This is a genomic window from Paenibacillus xylanexedens, from assembly GCF_017874615.1.
GTDB lineage: Bacteria > Bacillota > Bacilli > Paenibacillales > Paenibacillaceae > Paenibacillus > Paenibacillus xylanexedens.
Genome location: NZ_JAGIKV010000006.1, coordinates 174876 through 193696, shown reverse-complemented (window position 1 = coordinate 193696; position 18821 = coordinate 174876). Strand labels below are relative to the sequence as shown.

At 44.5% G+C, this 18821-nt stretch carries 15 protein-coding genes; 13 read left to right on the top strand and 2 right to left on the bottom strand.

The window, feature by feature from the left end; genetic code table 11:
- Nucleotides 1-99: 99 nt before the first annotated feature.
- The 8 genes from J2Z28_RS10195 (at nucleotide 100) to J2Z28_RS10160 (ending at nucleotide 11094) form a co-directional block, all read left to right on the top strand.
- The gene (locus J2Z28_RS10195; protein ID WP_036613653.1) at nucleotides 100-1077 is read left to right on the top strand and encodes an alpha-ketoacid dehydrogenase subunit beta; all 978 of its coding nucleotides are present in this window, start codon (nucleotides 100-102) and stop codon (nucleotides 1075-1077) included.
- Nucleotides 1078-1253: 176 nt separating this feature from the next.
- Nucleotides 1254-2573 carry a dihydrolipoamide acetyltransferase family protein gene (locus tag J2Z28_RS10190; RefSeq protein ID WP_211082393.1) on the top strand — a complete coding sequence of 440 codons (1320 nt, stop codon included), beginning with the start codon at nucleotides 1254-1256 and terminating at the stop codon, nucleotides 2571-2573.
- A gap of 3 nt (nucleotides 2574-2576) precedes the next feature.
- Entirely contained in the window at nucleotides 2577-3992 is a 1416-nt protein-coding gene (lpdA, locus tag J2Z28_RS10185) for a dihydrolipoyl dehydrogenase (protein WP_211082392.1), read from the top strand.
- A gap of 477 nt (nucleotides 3993-4469) precedes the next feature.
- On the top strand, nucleotides 4470-5264 hold the full coding sequence (thyA, locus tag J2Z28_RS10180; RefSeq protein ID WP_036613661.1) for a thymidylate synthase: 795 nt from the start codon (nucleotides 4470-4472) through the stop codon (nucleotides 5262-5264).
- 50 nt (nucleotides 5265-5314) lie between these two features.
- Entirely contained in the window at nucleotides 5315-5803 is a 489-nt protein-coding gene (locus J2Z28_RS10175; protein WP_076250241.1) for a dihydrofolate reductase, read from the top strand.
- A gap of 615 nt (nucleotides 5804-6418) precedes the next feature.
- On the top strand, nucleotides 6419-7906 hold the full coding sequence (locus J2Z28_RS10170; RefSeq protein ID WP_211082391.1) for a glutamate synthase subunit beta: 1488 nt from the start codon (nucleotides 6419-6421) through the stop codon (nucleotides 7904-7906).
- 231 nt (nucleotides 7907-8137) lie between these two features.
- Nucleotides 8138-8629, top strand: coding sequence for a ferric iron uptake transcriptional regulator (gene fur, locus J2Z28_RS10165; RefSeq protein WP_036613667.1), 492 nt, complete (start codon nucleotides 8138-8140; stop codon nucleotides 8627-8629).
- 125 nt (nucleotides 8630-8754) lie between these two features.
- Nucleotides 8755-11094 (top strand): type IA DNA topoisomerase, encoded by a 2340-nt coding sequence (locus J2Z28_RS10160; protein WP_211082390.1) that lies wholly within the window; start codon nucleotides 8755-8757, stop codon nucleotides 11092-11094.
- Between the two features lie 35 nt (nucleotides 11095-11129).
- On the opposite strand, the gene J2Z28_RS10155 is transcribed toward J2Z28_RS10160, so the two are convergent.
- A complete protein-coding gene (locus J2Z28_RS10155) occupies nucleotides 11130-11894 on the bottom strand; it encodes an HAD family hydrolase (protein ID WP_211082389.1) in 765 nt (254 codons plus the stop codon).
- A 49-nt stretch (nucleotides 11895-11943) separates the two neighbouring features.
- Complete coding sequence (locus J2Z28_RS10150) at nucleotides 11944-12864, bottom strand: ArsR/SmtB family transcription factor (protein WP_211082388.1); 921 nt, start codon at nucleotides 12862-12864, stop codon at nucleotides 11944-11946.
- 392 nt (nucleotides 12865-13256) lie between these two features.
- Here J2Z28_RS10150 and J2Z28_RS10145 point away from each other — a divergent pair, with 392 nt between their 5' ends.
- The 5 genes from J2Z28_RS10145 (at nucleotide 13257) to J2Z28_RS10125 (ending at nucleotide 18785) form a co-directional block, all read left to right on the top strand.
- Nucleotides 13257-14447: an MFS transporter gene (locus J2Z28_RS10145; RefSeq protein ID WP_211082387.1), complete on the top strand. Its 1191-nt coding sequence runs from the start codon at nucleotides 13257-13259 to the stop codon at nucleotides 14445-14447.
- 83 nt (nucleotides 14448-14530) lie between these two features.
- A complete protein-coding gene (locus J2Z28_RS10140; RefSeq protein WP_211082386.1) occupies nucleotides 14531-15256 on the top strand; it encodes a phosphonate ABC transporter ATP-binding protein in 726 nt (241 codons plus the stop codon).
- A gap of 22 nt (nucleotides 15257-15278) precedes the next feature.
- A complete protein-coding gene (locus J2Z28_RS10135) occupies nucleotides 15279-16598 on the top strand; it encodes a hypothetical protein (RefSeq protein WP_211082385.1) in 1320 nt (439 codons plus the stop codon).
- Nucleotides 16591-17289, top strand: coding sequence for a response regulator transcription factor (locus J2Z28_RS10130; RefSeq protein ID WP_017688086.1), 699 nt, complete (start codon nucleotides 16591-16593; stop codon nucleotides 17287-17289). Before J2Z28_RS10135 ends, J2Z28_RS10130 begins: the two co-directional genes overlap by 8 nt.
- Entirely contained in the window at nucleotides 17286-18785 is a 1500-nt protein-coding gene (locus J2Z28_RS10125; protein WP_211082384.1) for a sensor histidine kinase, read from the top strand. Before J2Z28_RS10130 ends, J2Z28_RS10125 begins: the two co-directional genes overlap by 4 nt.
- The last annotated feature ends 36 nt before the right edge of the window (nucleotides 18786-18821 follow it).

Sequence of the window (18821 nt, the reverse complement as noted above, 5' to 3'; positions counted from 1 at the left end):
TTTTTCCGATAAAGCATAAACATCCGCGACTTTAATGTCCCGGTATACATGTACGAATTCAAATGTGAACTGTCAATGTTTAAGGAGGAAATGAAGCAAATGGCACAAATGAACATGAAAGAAGCAATCCGTGATGCGCTTCGCGTGGAGTTGAAACGTGATCCTAACGTTCTGCTTTTCGGTGAAGACGTAGGTAATGTAGGCGGCGTTTTCCGTGTAACGGAAGGTCTGCAAAAAGAGTTTGGCGAAGAGCGTGTATTTGATACACCACTGGCTGAGTCCGCTATTGGTGGTCTGGCTGTAGGTCTGGGTGTACAAGGCTTCCGTCCGGTTGCTGAGATCCAATTCGTTGGTTTTATCTTCGAAGCCCTTGACCAAATGGTAGTGCAAGCTGCTCGTATGCGTTTCCGCTCCGGTGGAAAATACAATTCTCCAATCGTATTCCGTACACCATTCGGTGGCGGCGTAAAAGCGGCAGAATTGCATACAGATTCCCTGGAAGGTCTGCTCACGCAAACACCAGGTATCAAAGTCGTAATTCCTTCTAACCCTTACGATGCAAAAGGTCTGATGATCGCTTCTATTCGCGATAACGATCCTGTATTCTTCATGGAGCACTTGAACTTGTACCATGCTTTCCGTGCAGAAGTGCCTGAAGAAGATTACGTTGTTGAATTGGGCAAAGCGAACGTTGTTCGTGAAGGTTCCGATGTAACGATTATTACTTACGGTATGATGGTTCACACTTCTGTGAAAGCAGCAGATGAACTCGAAAAACAAGGAATCAAAGTTGAAGTTATCGACCTTCGTACGGTTAGCCCGATCGACATCGATACTATCGTTGCTTCCGTTAAGAAAACAAACCGTGCAATTGTTGTACAGGAAGCTCAAAAGAGCGCAGGTGTTGCAGCTGAAGTCATTGCCCAAATCAATGAAAAAGCAATCCTGCACTTGGAAGCGCCGGTTCTGCGTGTAGCTGGTCCGGACACTGTATATCCATTTGCACAAATCGAAGATACATGGCTGCCTAACCCGGCGCGTATCATTGCTGCGGTTAACAAAGTCGTAAATTTCTAATTTAATCATCTGACATGCCGCAAGGCGCAGTATGGTGATTCACACCGCAGCGCAAGCTGCACTGTAAACAGCCATTAGCCCCTTGAGTAACAGTTATTTGCATTAGCAGTAACAGTTGTTTCTTGGAGTTAAGGGTTGTTTTCAGGATTGAGCACATAATCAAGGAGGTTTTTCAGTTGGCTAAATTTGAATATAAATTCCCTGAATTGGGCGAAGGCCTGCACGAAGGCGAAATCATCAAGATGCACATCAAAGTCGGTGACAAAGTAACTGACGACGACATCATCATGGAAGTACAGAACGACAAAGCGGTTGTAGAAGTACCTTGTCCGGTTAACGGAACAGTTACAGAAGTATTCGCTAAAGACGGTCAAGTCTGCCACGTTGGTGAAGTTGTAGCGATCATCGATGCAGAAGGCGAACTTCCTGAGCAAGACGACGCTCCTGCTGGCGATCAAGGCGAGCAAGAGAAAGATGCAGCTCAAGGCGGAGCTGACACAAGCGGTTCTTCTGCAGCAGCTTCCAGCTCGGATGCAGCTAAAGAAGGCGGCAACAACAGCGTTCCGGCAGTACCTGCCAAAGACGTTCTGGCAACACCAAGCGTGCGTAAATTTGCTCGCGAACAAGGTGTAGACATCGCTCAGGTTAGCGGCACTGGCAACAACGGTAAAGTAACCAAAGAAGATGTTGAATCCTTCAAAAACGGTGGCGGTTCTTCCGCAGCGGCATCTTCCGAAGCTCCGGCTCAAGAAGAGAAAAAATCCGCAGCACCAGCAGCTACAGCTGATCAACACGTTGAAGAAGAGCGCGTACCATTCAAAGGTATCCGTAAAGCGATCTCTAATGCGATGGTTAAATCGGCTTACACAGCACCTCACGTTACAATCATGGACGAAGTGGACGTAACTGAATTGGTTGCTTTCCGTACTCGCATGAAACCAATTGCAGAGAAAAAAGGAACAAAAGTTACTTATCTGCCATTCATCGTTAAAGCACTGGTTGCGGCTTCCCGCCAATTCCCGGCTCTGAACGCTATGATTGATGAAGAAGCTAACGAAATTGTTTACAAAAAATACTACAACATCGGTATCGCTACAGATACAGACAACGGCTTGATCGTTCCTGTTATCAAAGATGCTGATCGTAAATCCATCTGGATGATTGCTGATTCTATCCGTGATCTGGCTGCTCGTGGTCGTGAGGGCAAATTGAGCGCGAATGAAATGAGAGGAAGCACAATCTCCATCAGTAACATCGGTTCTGCTGGCGGTATGTTCTTCACTCCAATCATCAACTTCCCTGAAGTTGCTATTCTCGGAACAGGACGCATCAGCGAAAAAGCAGTGATCAAAAACGGCGAAGTAGTTGCAGCACCTGTAATGGCTCTTTCCCTGAGCTTTGACCACCGTATCATCGATGGCGCAACAGCACAAAACTTTATGAATTACATTAAACAGCTGCTCGCTAACCCTGAGCTGCTTGTTATGGAGGTGTAAGATATGGTAGTAGGCGACGCTTCTCTCAATATCGACACATTAGTAATTGGTGCGGGTCCTGGCGGCTATGTAGCTGCCATCCGCGCTGCTCAACTGGGCCAAAGCGTATTGATCGTAGACAAATCCGAACTGGGCGGTGTTTGTTTGAACCGTGGATGTATTCCATCCAAAGCCCTGATCTCGGCTGCACACCAATATGAGTCTGCACTTCACGGTGAAGCTTTTGGTATCTCTGCTGAGAACGTAAAAGTGGACTTCAGCAAAACTCAAGAGTTCAAAAACGGCGTTGTTAAGAAAATGACTGGCGGCGTAGCTGGTTTGCTCAAAGGCAACAAAGTTGAAGTTTTCAACGGTGAGTGCATGTTCATCAACGAAAACGAAGCTCGTGTATTCAATGACCACGAGTCTCCACGTTACAAATTTAAAAATGCAATTATTGCAACAGGTTCCCGTCCAATCGAACTGAAACCTTTCCCGTTTGGCGGACGCATTCTGTCTTCGACAGAAGCTCTGAACTTGCCTGAAGTACCAAAAAGCATGATCGTTATCGGTGGCGGATATATCGGTGCTGAGCTTGGTCAAATGTACTCCAAATTCGGTGCAAAAGTAACAATCATCGAAGGTTTGGATACAGTACTGCCAGGTTTCGATAAAGACATGACTAGCCTCGTGGCTAAAAACATGAAGAAAACAGGCATCGAAATCGTAACGGGTGCAAAAGCAGAAAGTGCTGAGCAAACGGAGAAAGATGTAACTGTTAAATATTCTGTGAATGGTGAGTCCAAAGAAGTAACTGCAGACTATCTGCTCGTTACCGTTGGACGTCGTCCAAATACAGATGGTGAGCTTGGTCTGGACCTGATTGGCGTAGACGTTGACGAGCGTGGTTTCGTTAAAGTTGACCACCAAGGCCGTACTAGCATCCCGCAAATCTTTGCAATTGGTGATATCGTATCTGGTCTGGCTCTGGCACACAAAGCTTCTTATGAAGGTAAAGTGGCTGCTGAAGCAATCGCAGGACAACCATCTGTAGTTGACTACAAATGTATGCCAGCTGTTGTGTTCACAGATCCAGAGTGTTCCAGCGTAGGTTACACTGAAAAAGAAGCTAAAGAAAAAGGTTACAAAGTAAAAGCAGGCAAGTTCCCTTATGCGGGTAACGGCCGTGCTGTATCTTTGAACCACGCTGAAGGCTTCGTGAAAATCGTAGCTGACGAAGAAAGCGGCCTTGTATTGGGTTGCCAAATCGTAGGTCTGGAAGCTTCCAACTTGATTGCTGAGCTTGGTTTGGCAATTGAGATGGGCGCAACTTTGGAAGATCTGGCTCTCACAATTCACGCTCACCCAACTTTGGGCGAAATCGTGATGGAAGCTGCGGAATTGGTTATGGGTCACCCGATCCACATCATCTCCCGTTAAGATCATCTAAGCTTCGGATCCGTCCGGCATTATACGTATATCAGAAGAGACGAATGACGTTAACGCGTTATTCGTCTCTTTTTTCTGAGCAAGAGCCGAGAAATTTAAGATACTCGTGTATGTGATATGATGAAAATTTACACGCTCACAAGTTTTAGTGAATTGATTTTATCCAACAACTCAATTGTGGTACACTGTAGTAATGATCAGTCATGATGTGGCTCCAAGCCAATCACGGTCTATATATTTAGTTAAACTAACCTTTTACACGAGAACGTAGAGGACAGAAAAAACCTGTAGAAGCGGAACTAAAAGCTTTCTGAAGGAAAGCTGCATCGGAAGCATACGCTTCGCCTTTATCCCCGGATTTTACCTTTGGAAAAGGAAATCAAAAAAATCTGGGGATAACAGCGATCGGAAGGTTGTTCTGTCATCGGAGTGGTAAGTGTAAATATTCTTTAGTGAGGGGAATATAATTTGAAAAACTATCTCGATTTATTGCAGGATATACTGAACAACGGCGTGCATAAAGGAGACCGTACAGGAACAGGAACACAATCTGTATTTGGAAGACAACTCCGTTATGATCTCTCCGAAGGATTTCCGCTGGTAACAACCAAACGAATTCATCTCAAATCGGTTATTCATGAACTGTTGTGGTTTTTGAGTGGCGATACCAATATATCTTATTTGAAAGAAAACGGTGTGAAGATCTGGGACGACTGGGCGGACGAAAATGGGGATCTTGGTCCGGTATACGGCTCGCAGTGGCGCACATGGGAAGCACCGAACGGAGAAAAAATTGATCAGATCGCTGCAGTCATTGATTCGATCAAAAATAATCCGGATTCGCGTCGTCACCTTGTCAGCGCATGGAATGTGGCTGAGATCAACAATATGAAGCTTCCACCTTGTCATTTTGCGTTTCAGTTTTACGTTGCAGAGGGTAAATTATCATGTATGCTTACGATGCGTTCCGTGGATACGTTCCTCGGATTGCCGTTTAACATCGCGAGTTATGCGCTCTTGACGCATATGATCGCCCAGCAATGTGATCTTGAGGTGGGTGATTTCATCTGGTCTGGAGGGGATGTTCACATCTACTCTAACCATGTGGATCAGGTTAAAACTCAGCTAGAGCGTGAACCTTATGCTTTACCTAAGCTGGTAATCAAGCGTAAACCGGATTCTATTTTTGATTATAAGTTTGAAGATTTTGAGTTTGAGAACTATCAGCATCATCCGGGCATTAAAGCTCCAATTGCAGTCTAATTATGTGTTCAATCTCGACAAGAGACTTGGATTGAAGGAGGGTATTACCCTTGAGTATTGAATTGGTATGGGCAATGGGGGAGAACGGTGTGATCGGATTGAATAATTCGATTCCATGGCGTTTACCCAAGGATATGGCCTTTTTCAAACAACGTACGCTGAACAAAACCATTATCATGGGACGTAATACGTGGGAATCTTTTGGCGGTAAGCCGCTTCCTCAGCGTCGTAATATCGTAGTGACAAGAGATCTGAACTACAAGGTGGAACAGGCTGAAGTCGTACATACGATTGAGGAGGGTCTGAGTGTAACCAAAGGTGAGGAACTGTGCGTAATTGGGGGTTCCCAAGTGTATCGTGAGTTCCTGCCACTTGCAGATCGTCTTGTGGTGACCAAAATTCATGAGAATTTTGAGGGAGATACGTTTTTCCCTGAAGTGGATTGGTCCGAATGGGAACTGATTGAACAGATTGAAGGCGAACAGGATGAAAAAAATGTTCATGCGTATACATTCGAATTTTACGAACGTAAACGGTAAATATGGCATAAGAAATTCCTGACTTCGATCGTATCTGTATGATGAGAGGCGCTGATTGCGAAATATTCGTGAACAGCGTCTTTTCTTTATAAAAAAATGAGTCACTTGTTTAAACTGGAATACATATAACATTAATATAACATAAGTAATTGGTATTTATGTATATTATACATACGCCCAAGCATTAAACAGTAAAAAAGTGTATAAGTTTTGGGGTTTTAACGTTGTGAAGCCCTAAAACAGGTCTGATATTCGGAATTGAGAACGATTTATAGCAAAATATGTTGGATTTGATGACAAATTATCTAACATTCACTTAACGTTTCGACCTTTTATTTCTTTAACACACACCAGATTTTGCAGTTCAAAACCACATTTAACACCAAAATAAGGGTATTGACCATGGGTAGACCTGAAAGATATGATGTATAAAATACAAATAATTATGCGGATAATCCATTTAATATTCAGCACAGTAAATGCTACTATAATTGAAATATCTTCGAGAAGATTTTGTGATACAATAGACAAAAACTCAAGTAATGAGTAATCCATTTCATATAGAACCATGCACATGAAGGGATTAAGACAAGAACGGATGGGGGAAAACGTAAGATGTCTACACCTACTGGATTTATGGAATACAAACGTCAACTGCCAACAGATCGTGAGCCAGCGGAGCGGATTAAGGATTGGGAAGAGTTTCATAAACACATGGCTGAAGAAGAGCTCAGAACACAAGGTGCACGATGCATGGATTGTGGTACCCCGTATTGCCATACAGGTATAGATATGATTGGCGGCACGTCAGGTTGCCCCGTGCATAACCTGATTCCAGAATGGAATAATCTTGTATATCGCGGACTGTGGAGAGAAGCGCTTGAGCGCCTTCACAAAACGAATAATTTCCCAGAGTTTACAGGTCGCGTCTGTCCAGCTCCTTGCGAAGGATCATGTACAGTTGGTTTAATTGGTCAGCCTGTAACCATCAAAACGATTGAAGAAGCAATTATTGAAAAAGGTTTCGAAGAAGGATGGGTGGTTCCCCAACCTCCTGAAAAACGTACGGGTAGACGTGTAGCTGTGGTAGGTTCAGGTCCAGCGGGATTAGCTACTGCGGCTCAGTTGAATAAAGCAGGACACTCGGTAACCGTATATGAGCGTTCGGACCGTGTCGGCGGATTGCTGATGTACGGTATCCCAACGATGAAATTGGATAAAAACGTAGTTCAACGTCGTGTTGATCTGCTCGAAGCAGAAGGTATCCAATTCATTACGAACACCGAGATTGGTAAAGATATTGCAGCACAACAACTGGTGGATGAATATGACGCTGTTGTATTGTGCGGTGGTGCAACGAAGCCGCGTGAATTCAATATTGAAGGCAGCGACTTGAAAGGCGTTCATTACGCAATGGATTTCCTGAATGGCAGCATTAAGAGTTATCTGGACTCCAATCTGGAAGATGGTCAATATCTGTCCGCTAAAGATAAAGATATTATCGTCATTGGTGGCGGTGATACAGGATCTGACTGTGTGGCTACATCGCTGCGCCATGGTTGTCGTACGATCACTCAATTCGGTACGCATACACAAGCGCCTATGGAACGTGATCGCATTAACAACCCTTGGCCGCAATTCCCGAACGTATACACACTTGATTATGCGCAAGAGGAAGCCAAAGCGTTGTTTGGTCAAGATCCGCGTGAGTTCTCTATCATGACAACGAAATTTGTCGGAGACGATGAGGGGAACCTCAAAGAATTGCATACCGTACAGATCGAGCGTATTGTGGATGAGACTGGTCGTAAGATTTATCAGCCGATTCCAGGTACAGAGCGTGTATTCCCGGCTCAGATGGCCATGATTGCCATTGGTTTTGATGGACCGGAACAAACGTTGGTAGAGCAACTGGGACTTGCAACAGATCGTCGCACCAACGTTAAGGCACGTTACGGCAAATACAACACCAATGTGGATAAAGTATTTGCAGCAGGTGACATGCGTCGTGGTCAAAGTCTGGTTGTATGGGCGATTAATGAAGGCCGTGAGGCTGCTCGTGAAGTGGACAAATACTTGATGGGTGCTTCGGTTCTGGTGTAAAAGTATAGAACAAGATATCAATGACAACCTTCGCGATCAGCGAGGGTTGTTTGCTGTTATTTTAACCAATGTGACTACATATTTCATGGAAGTGTGAGCAATATCATTGCTTTTTAAGCGATAAAGATTTATTATTATATTATAATGATTATAAATAAGGGTTCACTGAAACCAACAATCCGTACGATAAAAGTAAAATTCAATGAATATAAACCGGAGGTGCGACCTGCTATGGCAAGTAACCGGGACAAGTCCATTTCAGAACAGATCTTTCACATTAAAAATCAATTGGTTGAAAAAGGATATAAGTTAACACAACAACGGGAAGTTACTGTACGTGTATTGCTTGAACATGAAAAGGATCATTTTAGCGCAGAGGAAGTATTTCTCTTGGTTAAGGAGCAGTTCCCTGAGATTGGGTTGGCTACCGTATACCGCACTCTCGAACTGCTGAGTGACCTTCAGGTCGTTGAAAAGATTAACTTTGGTGATGGCGCTGCGCGATTTGATCTGCGAAGTACAGACGGTTCCCATCACCACCATCATTTGATCTGTACAGAATGTGGTAAAGTGGAAGAGATTATGGAAGATGGTCTGCTTCGTTTGGAACAACAAATCGAGCGTCAGTATGGCTTTGCTGTTACGGATCATCGTCTGGATTTCCAGGGTGTATGCAAAGAGTGCAGACAAAAGCATGTATTAAAGGAACAAGCAGCAGGATAATTCATTTCGGGAAGGTGCTCCCGAATCCAAAATCTGATATAATGAGTTTCAGAAGCAAGGGGCTTCCGTCGGCGGAATGCCCCTTTTTGCCGTCATGCGGACGGTGAAGGAGGAGAGATGGACGGATGAAGACACTGGTTATAGCGGAAAAACCCGACATGGGTCGAACCATTGCCGCCGTCATAGAACCAAAAGCCAAGAACAATCGCACGTATCTGGAGGGTGAGCATTACATCATCACTTGGGCGATAGGGCATTTGCTTGGACTGGCTGAACCGGATGCCTATGATACAAAGTACAAACGCTGGAATATAGCGGACCTGCCGATCATACCCGATCAGTTCAAGATTGTACCCAATCCGAGGACTAAAGATCAGCTTAAAATGATTGGAGAACTGGCAAAAAGGGCTTCAGCGATCGTTAATGCTTGCGATGCAGGGAGAGAAGGTCAGTACATCTTCGCCCTCATACAACAGCAATTGAAGCTGCGTCAGCCTGTAAAGCGTTTATGGATATCAGATTTGACAGCAGAGAGCATTAGACGTGGTTTTGATGGTCTGAAGGATGCCTCTGAATTTGAAAATCTGACCCATGCTGCTCGCGCCAGAAGTGAAGCCGATTGGCTGATCGGCATGAATGCCTCACGGGCGTTTACAACCCGCCATAATGCATTGTTGTCTGTAGGCCGTGTGCAGACGCCGGTACTCGCGTTAATCTACGATCGTGAAATAGAGATTGAAGCGTTCCAGTCACAGACCTTTTATGAAGTAGCCGCCTGGTTTCGGCAGGAAGGTGTCGAGTACCGGGGACTGCGTCAGGGAGATAAGTTGACCGATGCGGAGGCAGCAGAGGCCATTGCAGCCAGTGTGAAGGGCAAGACAGGGCAGATTACCAAATACGAAGCGAAGCAGACGAAGGAGTATCCGTATCGTTTGTATGACCTGACCCTTTTACAGCGTGAAGCCAATGCCAAGTTCGGATATGGAGCCAAAAAAACACTGGATATTGCACAGGCCTTGTATGAAAAACACAAGGTAATTTCGTATCCGCGGACAAACTCCAACTATGTTACAGAACAGAATATTGAAGGTATGCACAAAACGCTAAACCTGCTTAAAAATGGTACCTATAGTGAGCTTGCGCAAGGGGCCAAGCCAGAGCTTGTTCATAAAAATAATAAAGGGGTATGTAATCCGAGCAGGGTTGAGGATCACCATGCGATCCTACCTACTTTGAAGCGACCAGGTACCTTATCCAAAGATGAGCAGAACATCTATGATTTGATTGTAAGACGTTTCTTGTCTCACTTTTATCCTCCGGCGGAGTATAAGCAACATACCGTGCTCACCGAAGTGGAGAAACATCAGTTTAAGACATCTGTCAAAGAGCTGCTGTCACTCGGATGGAAAGTGGTTCTCGGTTCTGGAGATCAGGAACAGGGCGGTGCAGGCAAGAAGAAGACCAAGAAAAACGGCAATGAGGATGAGGAAGCTGAAGAGTGGACGGACAAGGCTTTTGCTGTACAACCTGAATTGCCTGTTCAATGTACGAAGAGTGAGTTCAAGGAGAAGGCGACCCAGCCTCCCAAAAGTTATACCGAGGGAACATTGCTCAAAGCGATGGAAAGTGCAGGCAAGCAGATCGAGAATGAAGAGCTGCGAGATGCGATGAAAGATAGTGGTCTGGGTACTCCGGCTACACGTGCGGCTACAATTGAGCGCCTCAAAAACGTAGGTTACATTACGCTGCAAGGGAAGAAAATGCAGTTAACGCTCAAAGGCAGAACAGCTATTGAGTTGATTCGCCGTGCGGGTGTAGATCTGTTAACTTCACCTGAGATGACCGGGCAATGGGAAAGAAGGTTATATCAGATTTCCAAAGGTGAGGCGGGTCAGGACAAGTTCATGGAGAACGTCAAGAAATTCACCTTGTCCATCATTGAGAAAGTGCGTGTACAAGCTCCGGCACCAGCAGATGCTTTTGGGGAAGATTCGCGTGGAGGTAGGGGAAAAGGCAAGGGAGCCAGAACCCAGGCAGGCAATACAAGGACATCTGCCAAGACGGCTAGTGGCGGTTCAACTGTAAAAACGTCCCGTCAGACTTCGGCATCTTCATCGAGAGCCGGCAGTGGGAAAAGCACCGCTACCAAGGCGCCGTCCTCAAGTGCGAGCCCATCCGGAGTGAGAGAGTTACTGGCACCTTGTCCTTCTCCCGGCTGTACGGGTCAGATTATAGAGGGCAAGAAGGGTTATGGATGCTCACGTTTCAAGGAAGGCTGTTCATTTGTGGTCTGGAAAGAGTATGCGGGCAAAAAAATCACCAGTACGATGTTAAAATCGCTGATTGAGAAGGGCAGTACACAAGTACTGTCGTTTAAACGAAAAGACGGGAGTACGGTGAAAGCACGTATTATTCTGCAGGACGTAGTAACAGGAAAATTATCTGGCGAGAAACAGGATGCTTGATGTTAGTTAACAGTTAACATACAGCAAAAGGACCCTTAACCAAGGGTCCTTTTCTGTTGCTGCTGTTGTATATTTTCGTGTATGACTTTGGGTACCTCTTCCAGTGCAGTGATGGTGTACATCGATGTTTCCGGATTAGGCTGAAGTTCTACGATGTTGTATTGCCATTCATTCGGTTGTTTGATATATATGCTGTGAATTCCGGCTTTTACGGCCGGCATAATATCTGTGCGTAGTGAGTTGCCAATCATCCAAGTTGCACGACGATCAAACGGACCATTAGACAGAATGCCTTCCAGTGCCTCGACGTTTTTGTGTTGTCGGATATAGATCCGATCATCAAAATAAGCCGAGAGTTTCATCTGATCAATCTTGCGCTGCTGAATCACGGTCTCGCCGCCGGTATATAAGTAGAGGGAATGTCCAGCACCTTTGAGGTTCTCAAGCGTTTCAACCATATGAGGGTAGGGTTCAACCTCCTGATCGTACACACTCATACCCAACTTGCTCAGAAAGGACTCTTCTCTGGGAGAAGTTAATCTGGCGAACTTGCCGGAGAAGTAACGATAGGTATCAATCAGGGATTGCGGGAAATGATGACTCGCAAAGCCAAGCTTGTTCACTCCGGTTACATCGATCTCCAGCTGTTTTTCCCGAATCTCTTGTGTTGTCAGAGAATGTCCATCAAACCACTCTTGCATATTCTCGAAGAATTCTCCCAAAATCAGGTTGAAGTATTTGTTGCAATATACGAGTGTATCATCAAGGTCAAACAAAATATGTTGTTTCATTAATTTCATGATCTAATTCACTCCTTGTAGCCAGAAACTCCACAATGGTTCAACTAAATTATATGCGAATGTAGGATTCCAGGAACATATTCAATTCAGATACGCCATCCGGCCGAATACTGTATTTCTCTTTACGGTTACTTCCGAGCAGATGGGTCCTTAGCAGACCTGCGATGCGTAGCGCCATTACCTGGTCTTTGACCGTGTCTTCGTCTTTACCCAATTCTTCACACATCTCAGCGAGGGACTTGGGTTCATCCGATACGTAACGAAGCAGGCGAAGTCTTTCGGGATCAGCCAGAGCATGGGTGAAACGTAAAAGGCATGTTGGCGGCTGGTCTTCGTTCTCTTCAGGTGCATCTACGGGATACTGCATGATCATCATACCCTCATAGAAGCAGTACATATTAATAGGGCGATTGTGCACCGTTGGAAACAGGATGACTTCGTTCAGCCCAGGCATCGGTTCAACAAGAACGCCCGCTGTAGCATATTCAATAAGCAGTTCAGATCCCATTTTATCAAGCAAAATGCGTTTTTCTTCGGCATCTTCTTCGAGCCATACACGCTGATCTTCGCTCATATTCTGACAGTAGTGTTCATCCCATAGTCGCAATAATGGGACATAACTGTTCCGAATGCGCGTAGATTCTTCTATTGTAAGAGCCGGCAGAAGAGGAGACACACGTGCATACAGGTCTTCTGCTGTCATTCCGGCAAGCATGTCCAGAAAATCACGATTCTCCGATGTATCATTTTGATATGCTGCCCATGCAAACAAAACATCAAAATCATCAAAAGGCCAAGTGGCGGCAGGTGCGAGCGCAGCTCGTACATTGGAACTTAGTGTTCCTTCCACTTCCAGGATCCATTCAGGACCAATATCCAGATGCTGAATCCATTTTTTCGTGACATAAACCAGAAAGCTGTTGAGCATTTCATATATCGGTGAAACATCAATTTTCACATGATAAGCCATAATGTTGCAGAATCCTCCCGTCACATCTAAATGTACGCAGCGACTTAAGTACGATTAGTGCGTGTTCAAAAAGTCTGGTTTTCAGTACCAAGAAAGATGGAATGAAGATAGAAATGGAGTAGCCGAGCGTAGGAAAACTACGTGAGCAACGGACATTTCGGCTGAATTTCATCTTCGAAGCTGATGATGCCACTAGGCATGATTCGTAATCAAAAGTGAACTTTTTGAACAACCTCTATTATGGCTTGTTTTGCAGGGCGTTGTCCACTATAATGTTCAAGTCCGAGGCAAAGCCCTGATTCAAGAATAGCAGTTTAAAACCATATGTATAACATACAAAAGTCGTCAGCGATGGCGATTTTTCTTTGTGTGCTCGCAGGAGGAATGAATTCGTGTCATCGATTACTCGTCCCAAACTATCACACTCGACAGCCAACTATCTCATTTTGATTACGGTTATTGTGGTGGCGGGAATAAGTCAGGGGCTTTTGCTACCTGTGCTTTCGATTTTTTTGGAGCAAAAAGGGGTTTCACCAGGTTTAAACGGATTAAACGCCGCCGCGTTGTACATTGGCTCTTTTGCCATGACTCTCGTAGCGGAACGGTTATTGGGAGCATTAGGGTTCAAAAAGTTGATTGTAGGTGGCCTGATATTAGTCATGGTCCCTTTAATACTATTTCCGTATTTACCAGATATTAAAATATGGTTCATATTGCGTCTGATCGTTGGAATAGGAGACAGTGCACTTCATTATGCGGCCCAGCTCTGGGTACTGCTTGTTACCGCTCCTGAAAAGCGTGGACGCTACATATCACTATATGGCATGTCCTACGGGCTGGGATTCAGTATTGGACCGTTGGGAATTAAGCTGCTTGGCTTCGGTGATGCTGTCCCTTTCTGGGTCTTGTTCATCTGTATAGCAGCAGTGCTTATACTGGTATTAATGAAGCTTCCGGATACGAAACCGGAAAAAGCAGAGCATGGCCAACTGCCCGAACGTCGCTTCCGTCGTAGTCTGGCATGGGCCTGGTATGCACTTTTACCGGCACTCTTATACGGATATATGGAAGCAGGTATGAATAGTAACTTCCCCGTTTATGGGCTGCGTATTGGATTCGATACCAGTCAGATTTCGTCGTTGCTTCCTTTTATCGGGATTGGAGGTTTGTTCCTTCAATTACCTCTCGGAATGTTGAGTGACCGATATGGGCGGAAGAAGATATTGATGTTTGCGGGTATCAGTGGGGGAATCATCTTTATGCTGGTTCCAGTCGCAGGTACGCATTTCTGGTGGACGCTTGTATTATTAACAATCGCAGGCGGCCTGGTCGGCTCCTTTTTCTCATTGGGCCTAGCCTATGCCGCAGACATTTTACCTAAGGTGTTACTGCCTGCAGCCAACGTTGTGGCATCCTTTCATTTCACGATTGGAAGTATTATTGGACCGAATCTGGGTGGCCAGATGATCAACTGGATTTCACCCGGAAGCATGTTCACCTTACTCGGAATCCTGTACCTTCTTTTCGGCGTGGCAGGTATATTATTTCGTCGTAAACCTGAGTTCGAATCTGTGTTAAAATAGAAGCTGGTGTTCGCATGGAAATTGATGTCCATTTCCGAGTACACTAGTGGTAGGGAAAAACATGGACAAGAGGAGACATCGCGATGATCAGAGTAGAGAACTTGAGTAAATCCGTTGGCGTGGACCGCGTTCCCGTTCTACGGGATATTCGATTTGATATGCAACAGGGTGAGATGATAGCTGTAGTTGGCTCAAGCGGTAGCGGTAAAAGCATGTTGCTTAAATGTTTGGCCATGATGGAAAAATGGGATTCCGGCCGGTTTACGGTGGATGGCGCCGAGATTTTGAAAGAAGGCTGGTCCGGAAAACGGAAAATCAAACGGGAATGGGCATACTTGGAACAAAATCCAGAATTATTTCCTAGACGTACGGCTCTTAAAAATGTATTAATCGGACGATCAGGTCAGACTCCTGTATGGAGAATGGTAACCGGTATGGTACGTTCCGATGATTATATGGGTGCTATGGATTATCTCGAAGGAATGGGATTACTTGATAAAGCACATCAAATAGCAGAGAAGCTCAGTGGTGGCGAGAAGCAACGTGTTGCTATTGCAAGAGCACTTGCTCATGGTGCCAAAGTCGTTTTGGCCGATGAACCAGTGATTGGTCTTGACCCTCATACAGCAGATTCGGTGCTGGAAACATTACGCAAATTATGTGAAGAAGAACGTGCAACAGTCATTGCAGTGCTGCCTATTGAACTTGCTGAGAAACATGCCACACGGATCTGGGGATTGGCAGAAGGCAAGATTGCTTTTGATATTCGTGGACGAAGACTGACACAGCAAGAAAAAAACCAGATTTAAACTATTGAAAAGAGTGATGAGATTGTTTAATTCACGGTGGGGACGCTTTGTAGCAGCAGGAACAATGGCGATTATGCTTGGTTCTGTTCTAAGCGGATGCACAGTCATAAGTGATCCCAAGCTTCTAATGAAGCAACCTATGATGTCCTTGGACAAGGAGAAATTATATACGATTGTACAGAAGGAACAACCATCGGAGAGCAAGTTAATCCGGCCCAAAGATCTGAATAATACAAGCATGATTCGTGTTGCTGATCTGAATGGTGATGGCACTCGTGAGGCTATTGTTTTCTATGAAACCCCTAATGAGAATGTGCGGATTCATGGAATGCTCTTAGAGGAACAGGGTGGTACATGGGTGAAAAAACTTACATTTGACGTTCCAGGGAATAGCTTGCAATCATTTAAATTATTGGATATTACAAATGACGGAAATCCAGACATTGTTCTGGGGGTAAGTGTTGAAGCCCAGAAAGCCTTAATGGCCTACTCCTACAAAGGAGGTGCCCTTGAACAGGTAATGGGTGGTGTGCCCTACAATCAATTTATTATTGACGATATTCAAGGAAACGCGCTGGATTTAAATGGGGACAACGAAAGTGATTTTGTGGTAGTGACATTAAATACGAGTGGTTTTGCCACAATTGCCCTATATCAATTTAATGAGGGTAGTTTTAAAGAAGTAGATCGCATGCAGACTGACTATACTGTGAAAGAAATATATAGCGCACTCGGCGGACAGATTGCTGAGAACAAAATGGGTATTGTTTTGGATGCTGAGTTAGATGATCGAAGTACTTTTTCCCAGATCATATATGTAAAAGACGATAAATTGATAAATGCTTTCAAATCACCCGATCAAACTTATAGAGATGACAAAATTTTAAGTAGTGATGTCAATAATGATGATATTATTGAGTTTGGATTAAAAGAAACACCAAAGGGTTGGGAGCATTATGTTTTTGATGAGCGAATGTGGTTCTATACTTTTTACCAGTGGGATGGAAAAGATGGGAAGAAATTTGTCTCTTTTCAGTATCGAGACGATGCAAATTCATTCCATTTAAATCTCAAATCGGATTGGTATGGGAAAATAACTATTGATACTAAATCAGAAAAAAACAAGTATATTCGCTTTAAAATGATTGACACTGATGAAACTGTTGGTGAAATTAAATACTTCACACTTTCGCAGTGGGAACAGGAGAAGGGAAAGAGTTGGAAAGAAATTACACGGAACAATGAACATATTATTGCTTCACGTGGTTCTCAACTTGATGCGAACCCTGGACTCTTAGAAAATTTATCGCAGACAAATAGAAAGGAAGAACTTAATGAGTAAAGTACTTATTCTTGAGGATGAGGAATCCATCCGCAGTTTTATTGTGATCAATTTGAAGAGAAACGGATTCGAAGTACTTGAAGCTGGAGACGGGCATGAAGCGCTTCGCATACTACAAACAGTACCTGACATTGATCTGGCTCTACTGGATGTTATGGTACCTGGTATAGATGGTTTCGAGGTGTGTCGCAGGATCCGTGAGACCAATGAACGTCTGGGTATCATTTTCTTAACCGCCAAAGTTCAGGAACAAGATAAAGTATACGCACTCTCTGTTGGTGCAGATGATCATGTAAGCAAGCCTTTCAGCCCAACAGAGTTGATTGCGCGTATTCAGTCCTTATTACGCCGTGTGAACGTGCACCGGGAAACTGCGGCGAAGGTTACGTTCCAGTCTGGACCATTTTCACTGGACTTGATCTCGAAGCAATTCAAGAAACAGAATGAAGCCATTGAATTGACTCCAACGGAGTTTTCCTTAATTCAGTTTTTCCTGGAAAAAGAAAATACACCGCTCAGCCGCGATGTGTTGTTAGATCATGTATGGGGCAAAGAGTACATGGGTGATCCCAAAATTGTGGATGTCAACATTCGTCGTCTGCGTCAGAAAATTGAGAACAATCCTTCCGAGCCCGAATACCTCCAGACTGTATGGGGTCACGGCTACAAATGGAAGGGCCGGGAGCAATGATTAAAAAAGGCATTACGCGACAGATCGTATTACATTACTTCATCGTAGTTTTTCTTGCTCTGTTGCTAGTTGAATTCATATTTATGCTTGCAGTGCAAAGATACTATTATGAGAGTATCTATAATACTATAAACCAGCGGATTACGATGACAAATGATTTTAAAGAACCTTTGTCTCTAGTGAACGGTGCAGAAGATGGTAATAATCTATCGTATCTGCTTGTGAATCTTCAACTTGATAATACTGAATTACAAATTCTCGATTTGAACGGAAGAGTATTGGCCAGTTCTACGGCATTTGAGTCAGAACATGCTGTTCTTCAGACCAGTGACATCTCTCAGGCGATGAACGGGAATGTGGGTCGTTGGGTGGGGAGACAGCCAATTACAGGAGAACAAGTGATGGCAGTATCCCATAAACTTGACCTTGGAGGCGAGAATACTTACGTTGTCAGGTACTTGACATCTCTTGACCTAGTTAATTCAAAATTACTAGTGATGGGATTGCTTGCAGCGGCTGTAGGTGTTGCTGTGCTTTCTCTTGTGTTGATCATCAGTATTGGTATGGCAAATTCGATTGTACGTCCAATTAACAACATCACCGCAGTATCTGCCCAGATGGCCAGAGGACGGCTGGATGTCAGGGTTAAGGGGAATTATAAGCACGAACTGGGCGAATTGGCATCAACACTTAACTTCATGGCACATGAGATTGTGCGGAGTAATCAGATCAAGGATGATTTTATCTCTTCGATCTCACATGAATTAAGAACACCTTTGACCAGTATCAAAGGCTGGAGCGAGACACTGGATTCAGGCGGTTATGATCCGGAAGAAACCCGTATCGGTATGGGTATTATCTCCAAGGAAACCGAACGACTGATTGGACTTGTTGAAGAGATGCTGGATTTCTCTAAATTGCAGCAGAATCAGATGAAGCTGGTCAAAGGAACCGTCAACATTCGTGAAATTGTACAGGAAACGATGTTGAATGTCTGGGCCAAAGCGGAACAAAAACAGGTCCATCTCAAGTTGGAAACGGACGAGACTCGTGCTTATAATGTCCATGGAGACGGCAACAGACTGAAACAAGTTTTCTTAAACGTTGTGGATAATGCGATCAAATTTTCACATGAGAATTCCTGGATCTTCTTGTCGGTCAAAGAGGAGAATGGTCAGATTATTGCAGCTGTTCAGGACACCGGTATCGGAATTAGTGAAGAACACCTAATCAAAGTACGGGACCGTTTCTTCCAGGTGAATCATCAAAATGGGGGAACGGGACTGGGTCTTGCGATTACGCAGGAACTGGTAGAACTGCATGAGGGAACCATCACGATGCAGAGTGAACTCGGATCGGGGACAACCGTTACGGTTACGTTACCGGCTGTGGCTGAGGAGATGGGTCCAGAAGAGTCTGTGACACAATCTGGTGATACTGCAGTCCCTGAAGAACGAGCAGCAAGCGATACAAAATCAGATATAGAAAAGTCTTAAGGTTTTAAAAGATAAGAGATTTTTCTACCTGATGAT

What these genes read in the sequence shown, in the direction of transcription:
- lpdA (WP_211082392.1), top strand. Translation starts at nt 2,577, where the DNA reads ATGGTAGTAGGCGACGCTTCTCTCAATATCGACACATTAGTAATTGGT.
- J2Z28_RS10170 (WP_211082391.1), top strand. Translation starts at nt 6,419, where the DNA reads ATGTCTACACCTACTGGATTTATGGAATACAAACGTCAACTGCCAACA.
- J2Z28_RS10140 (WP_211082386.1), top strand. Translation starts at nt 14,531, where the DNA reads ATGATCAGAGTAGAGAACTTGAGTAAATCCGTTGGCGTGGACCGCGTT.
- fur (WP_036613667.1), top strand. Translation starts at nt 8,138, where the DNA reads ATGGCAAGTAACCGGGACAAGTCCATTTCAGAACAGATCTTTCACATT.
- J2Z28_RS10150 (WP_211082388.1), bottom strand. Translation starts at nt 12,864, where the DNA reads ATGGCTTATCATGTGAAAATTGATGTTTCACCGATATATGAAATGCTC.
- J2Z28_RS10195 (WP_036613653.1), top strand. Translation starts at nt 100, where the DNA reads ATGGCACAAATGAACATGAAAGAAGCAATCCGTGATGCGCTTCGCGTG.
- J2Z28_RS10155 (WP_211082389.1), bottom strand. Translation starts at nt 11,894, where the DNA reads ATGAAATTAATGAAACAACATATTTTGTTTGACCTTGATGATACACTC.
- J2Z28_RS10130 (WP_017688086.1), top strand. Translation starts at nt 16,591, where the DNA reads ATGAGTAAAGTACTTATTCTTGAGGATGAGGAATCCATCCGCAGTTTT.
- J2Z28_RS10160 (WP_211082390.1), top strand. Translation starts at nt 8,755, where the DNA reads ATGAAGACACTGGTTATAGCGGAAAAACCCGACATGGGTCGAACCATT.
- J2Z28_RS10125 (WP_211082384.1), top strand. Translation starts at nt 17,286, where the DNA reads ATGATTAAAAAAGGCATTACGCGACAGATCGTATTACATTACTTCATC.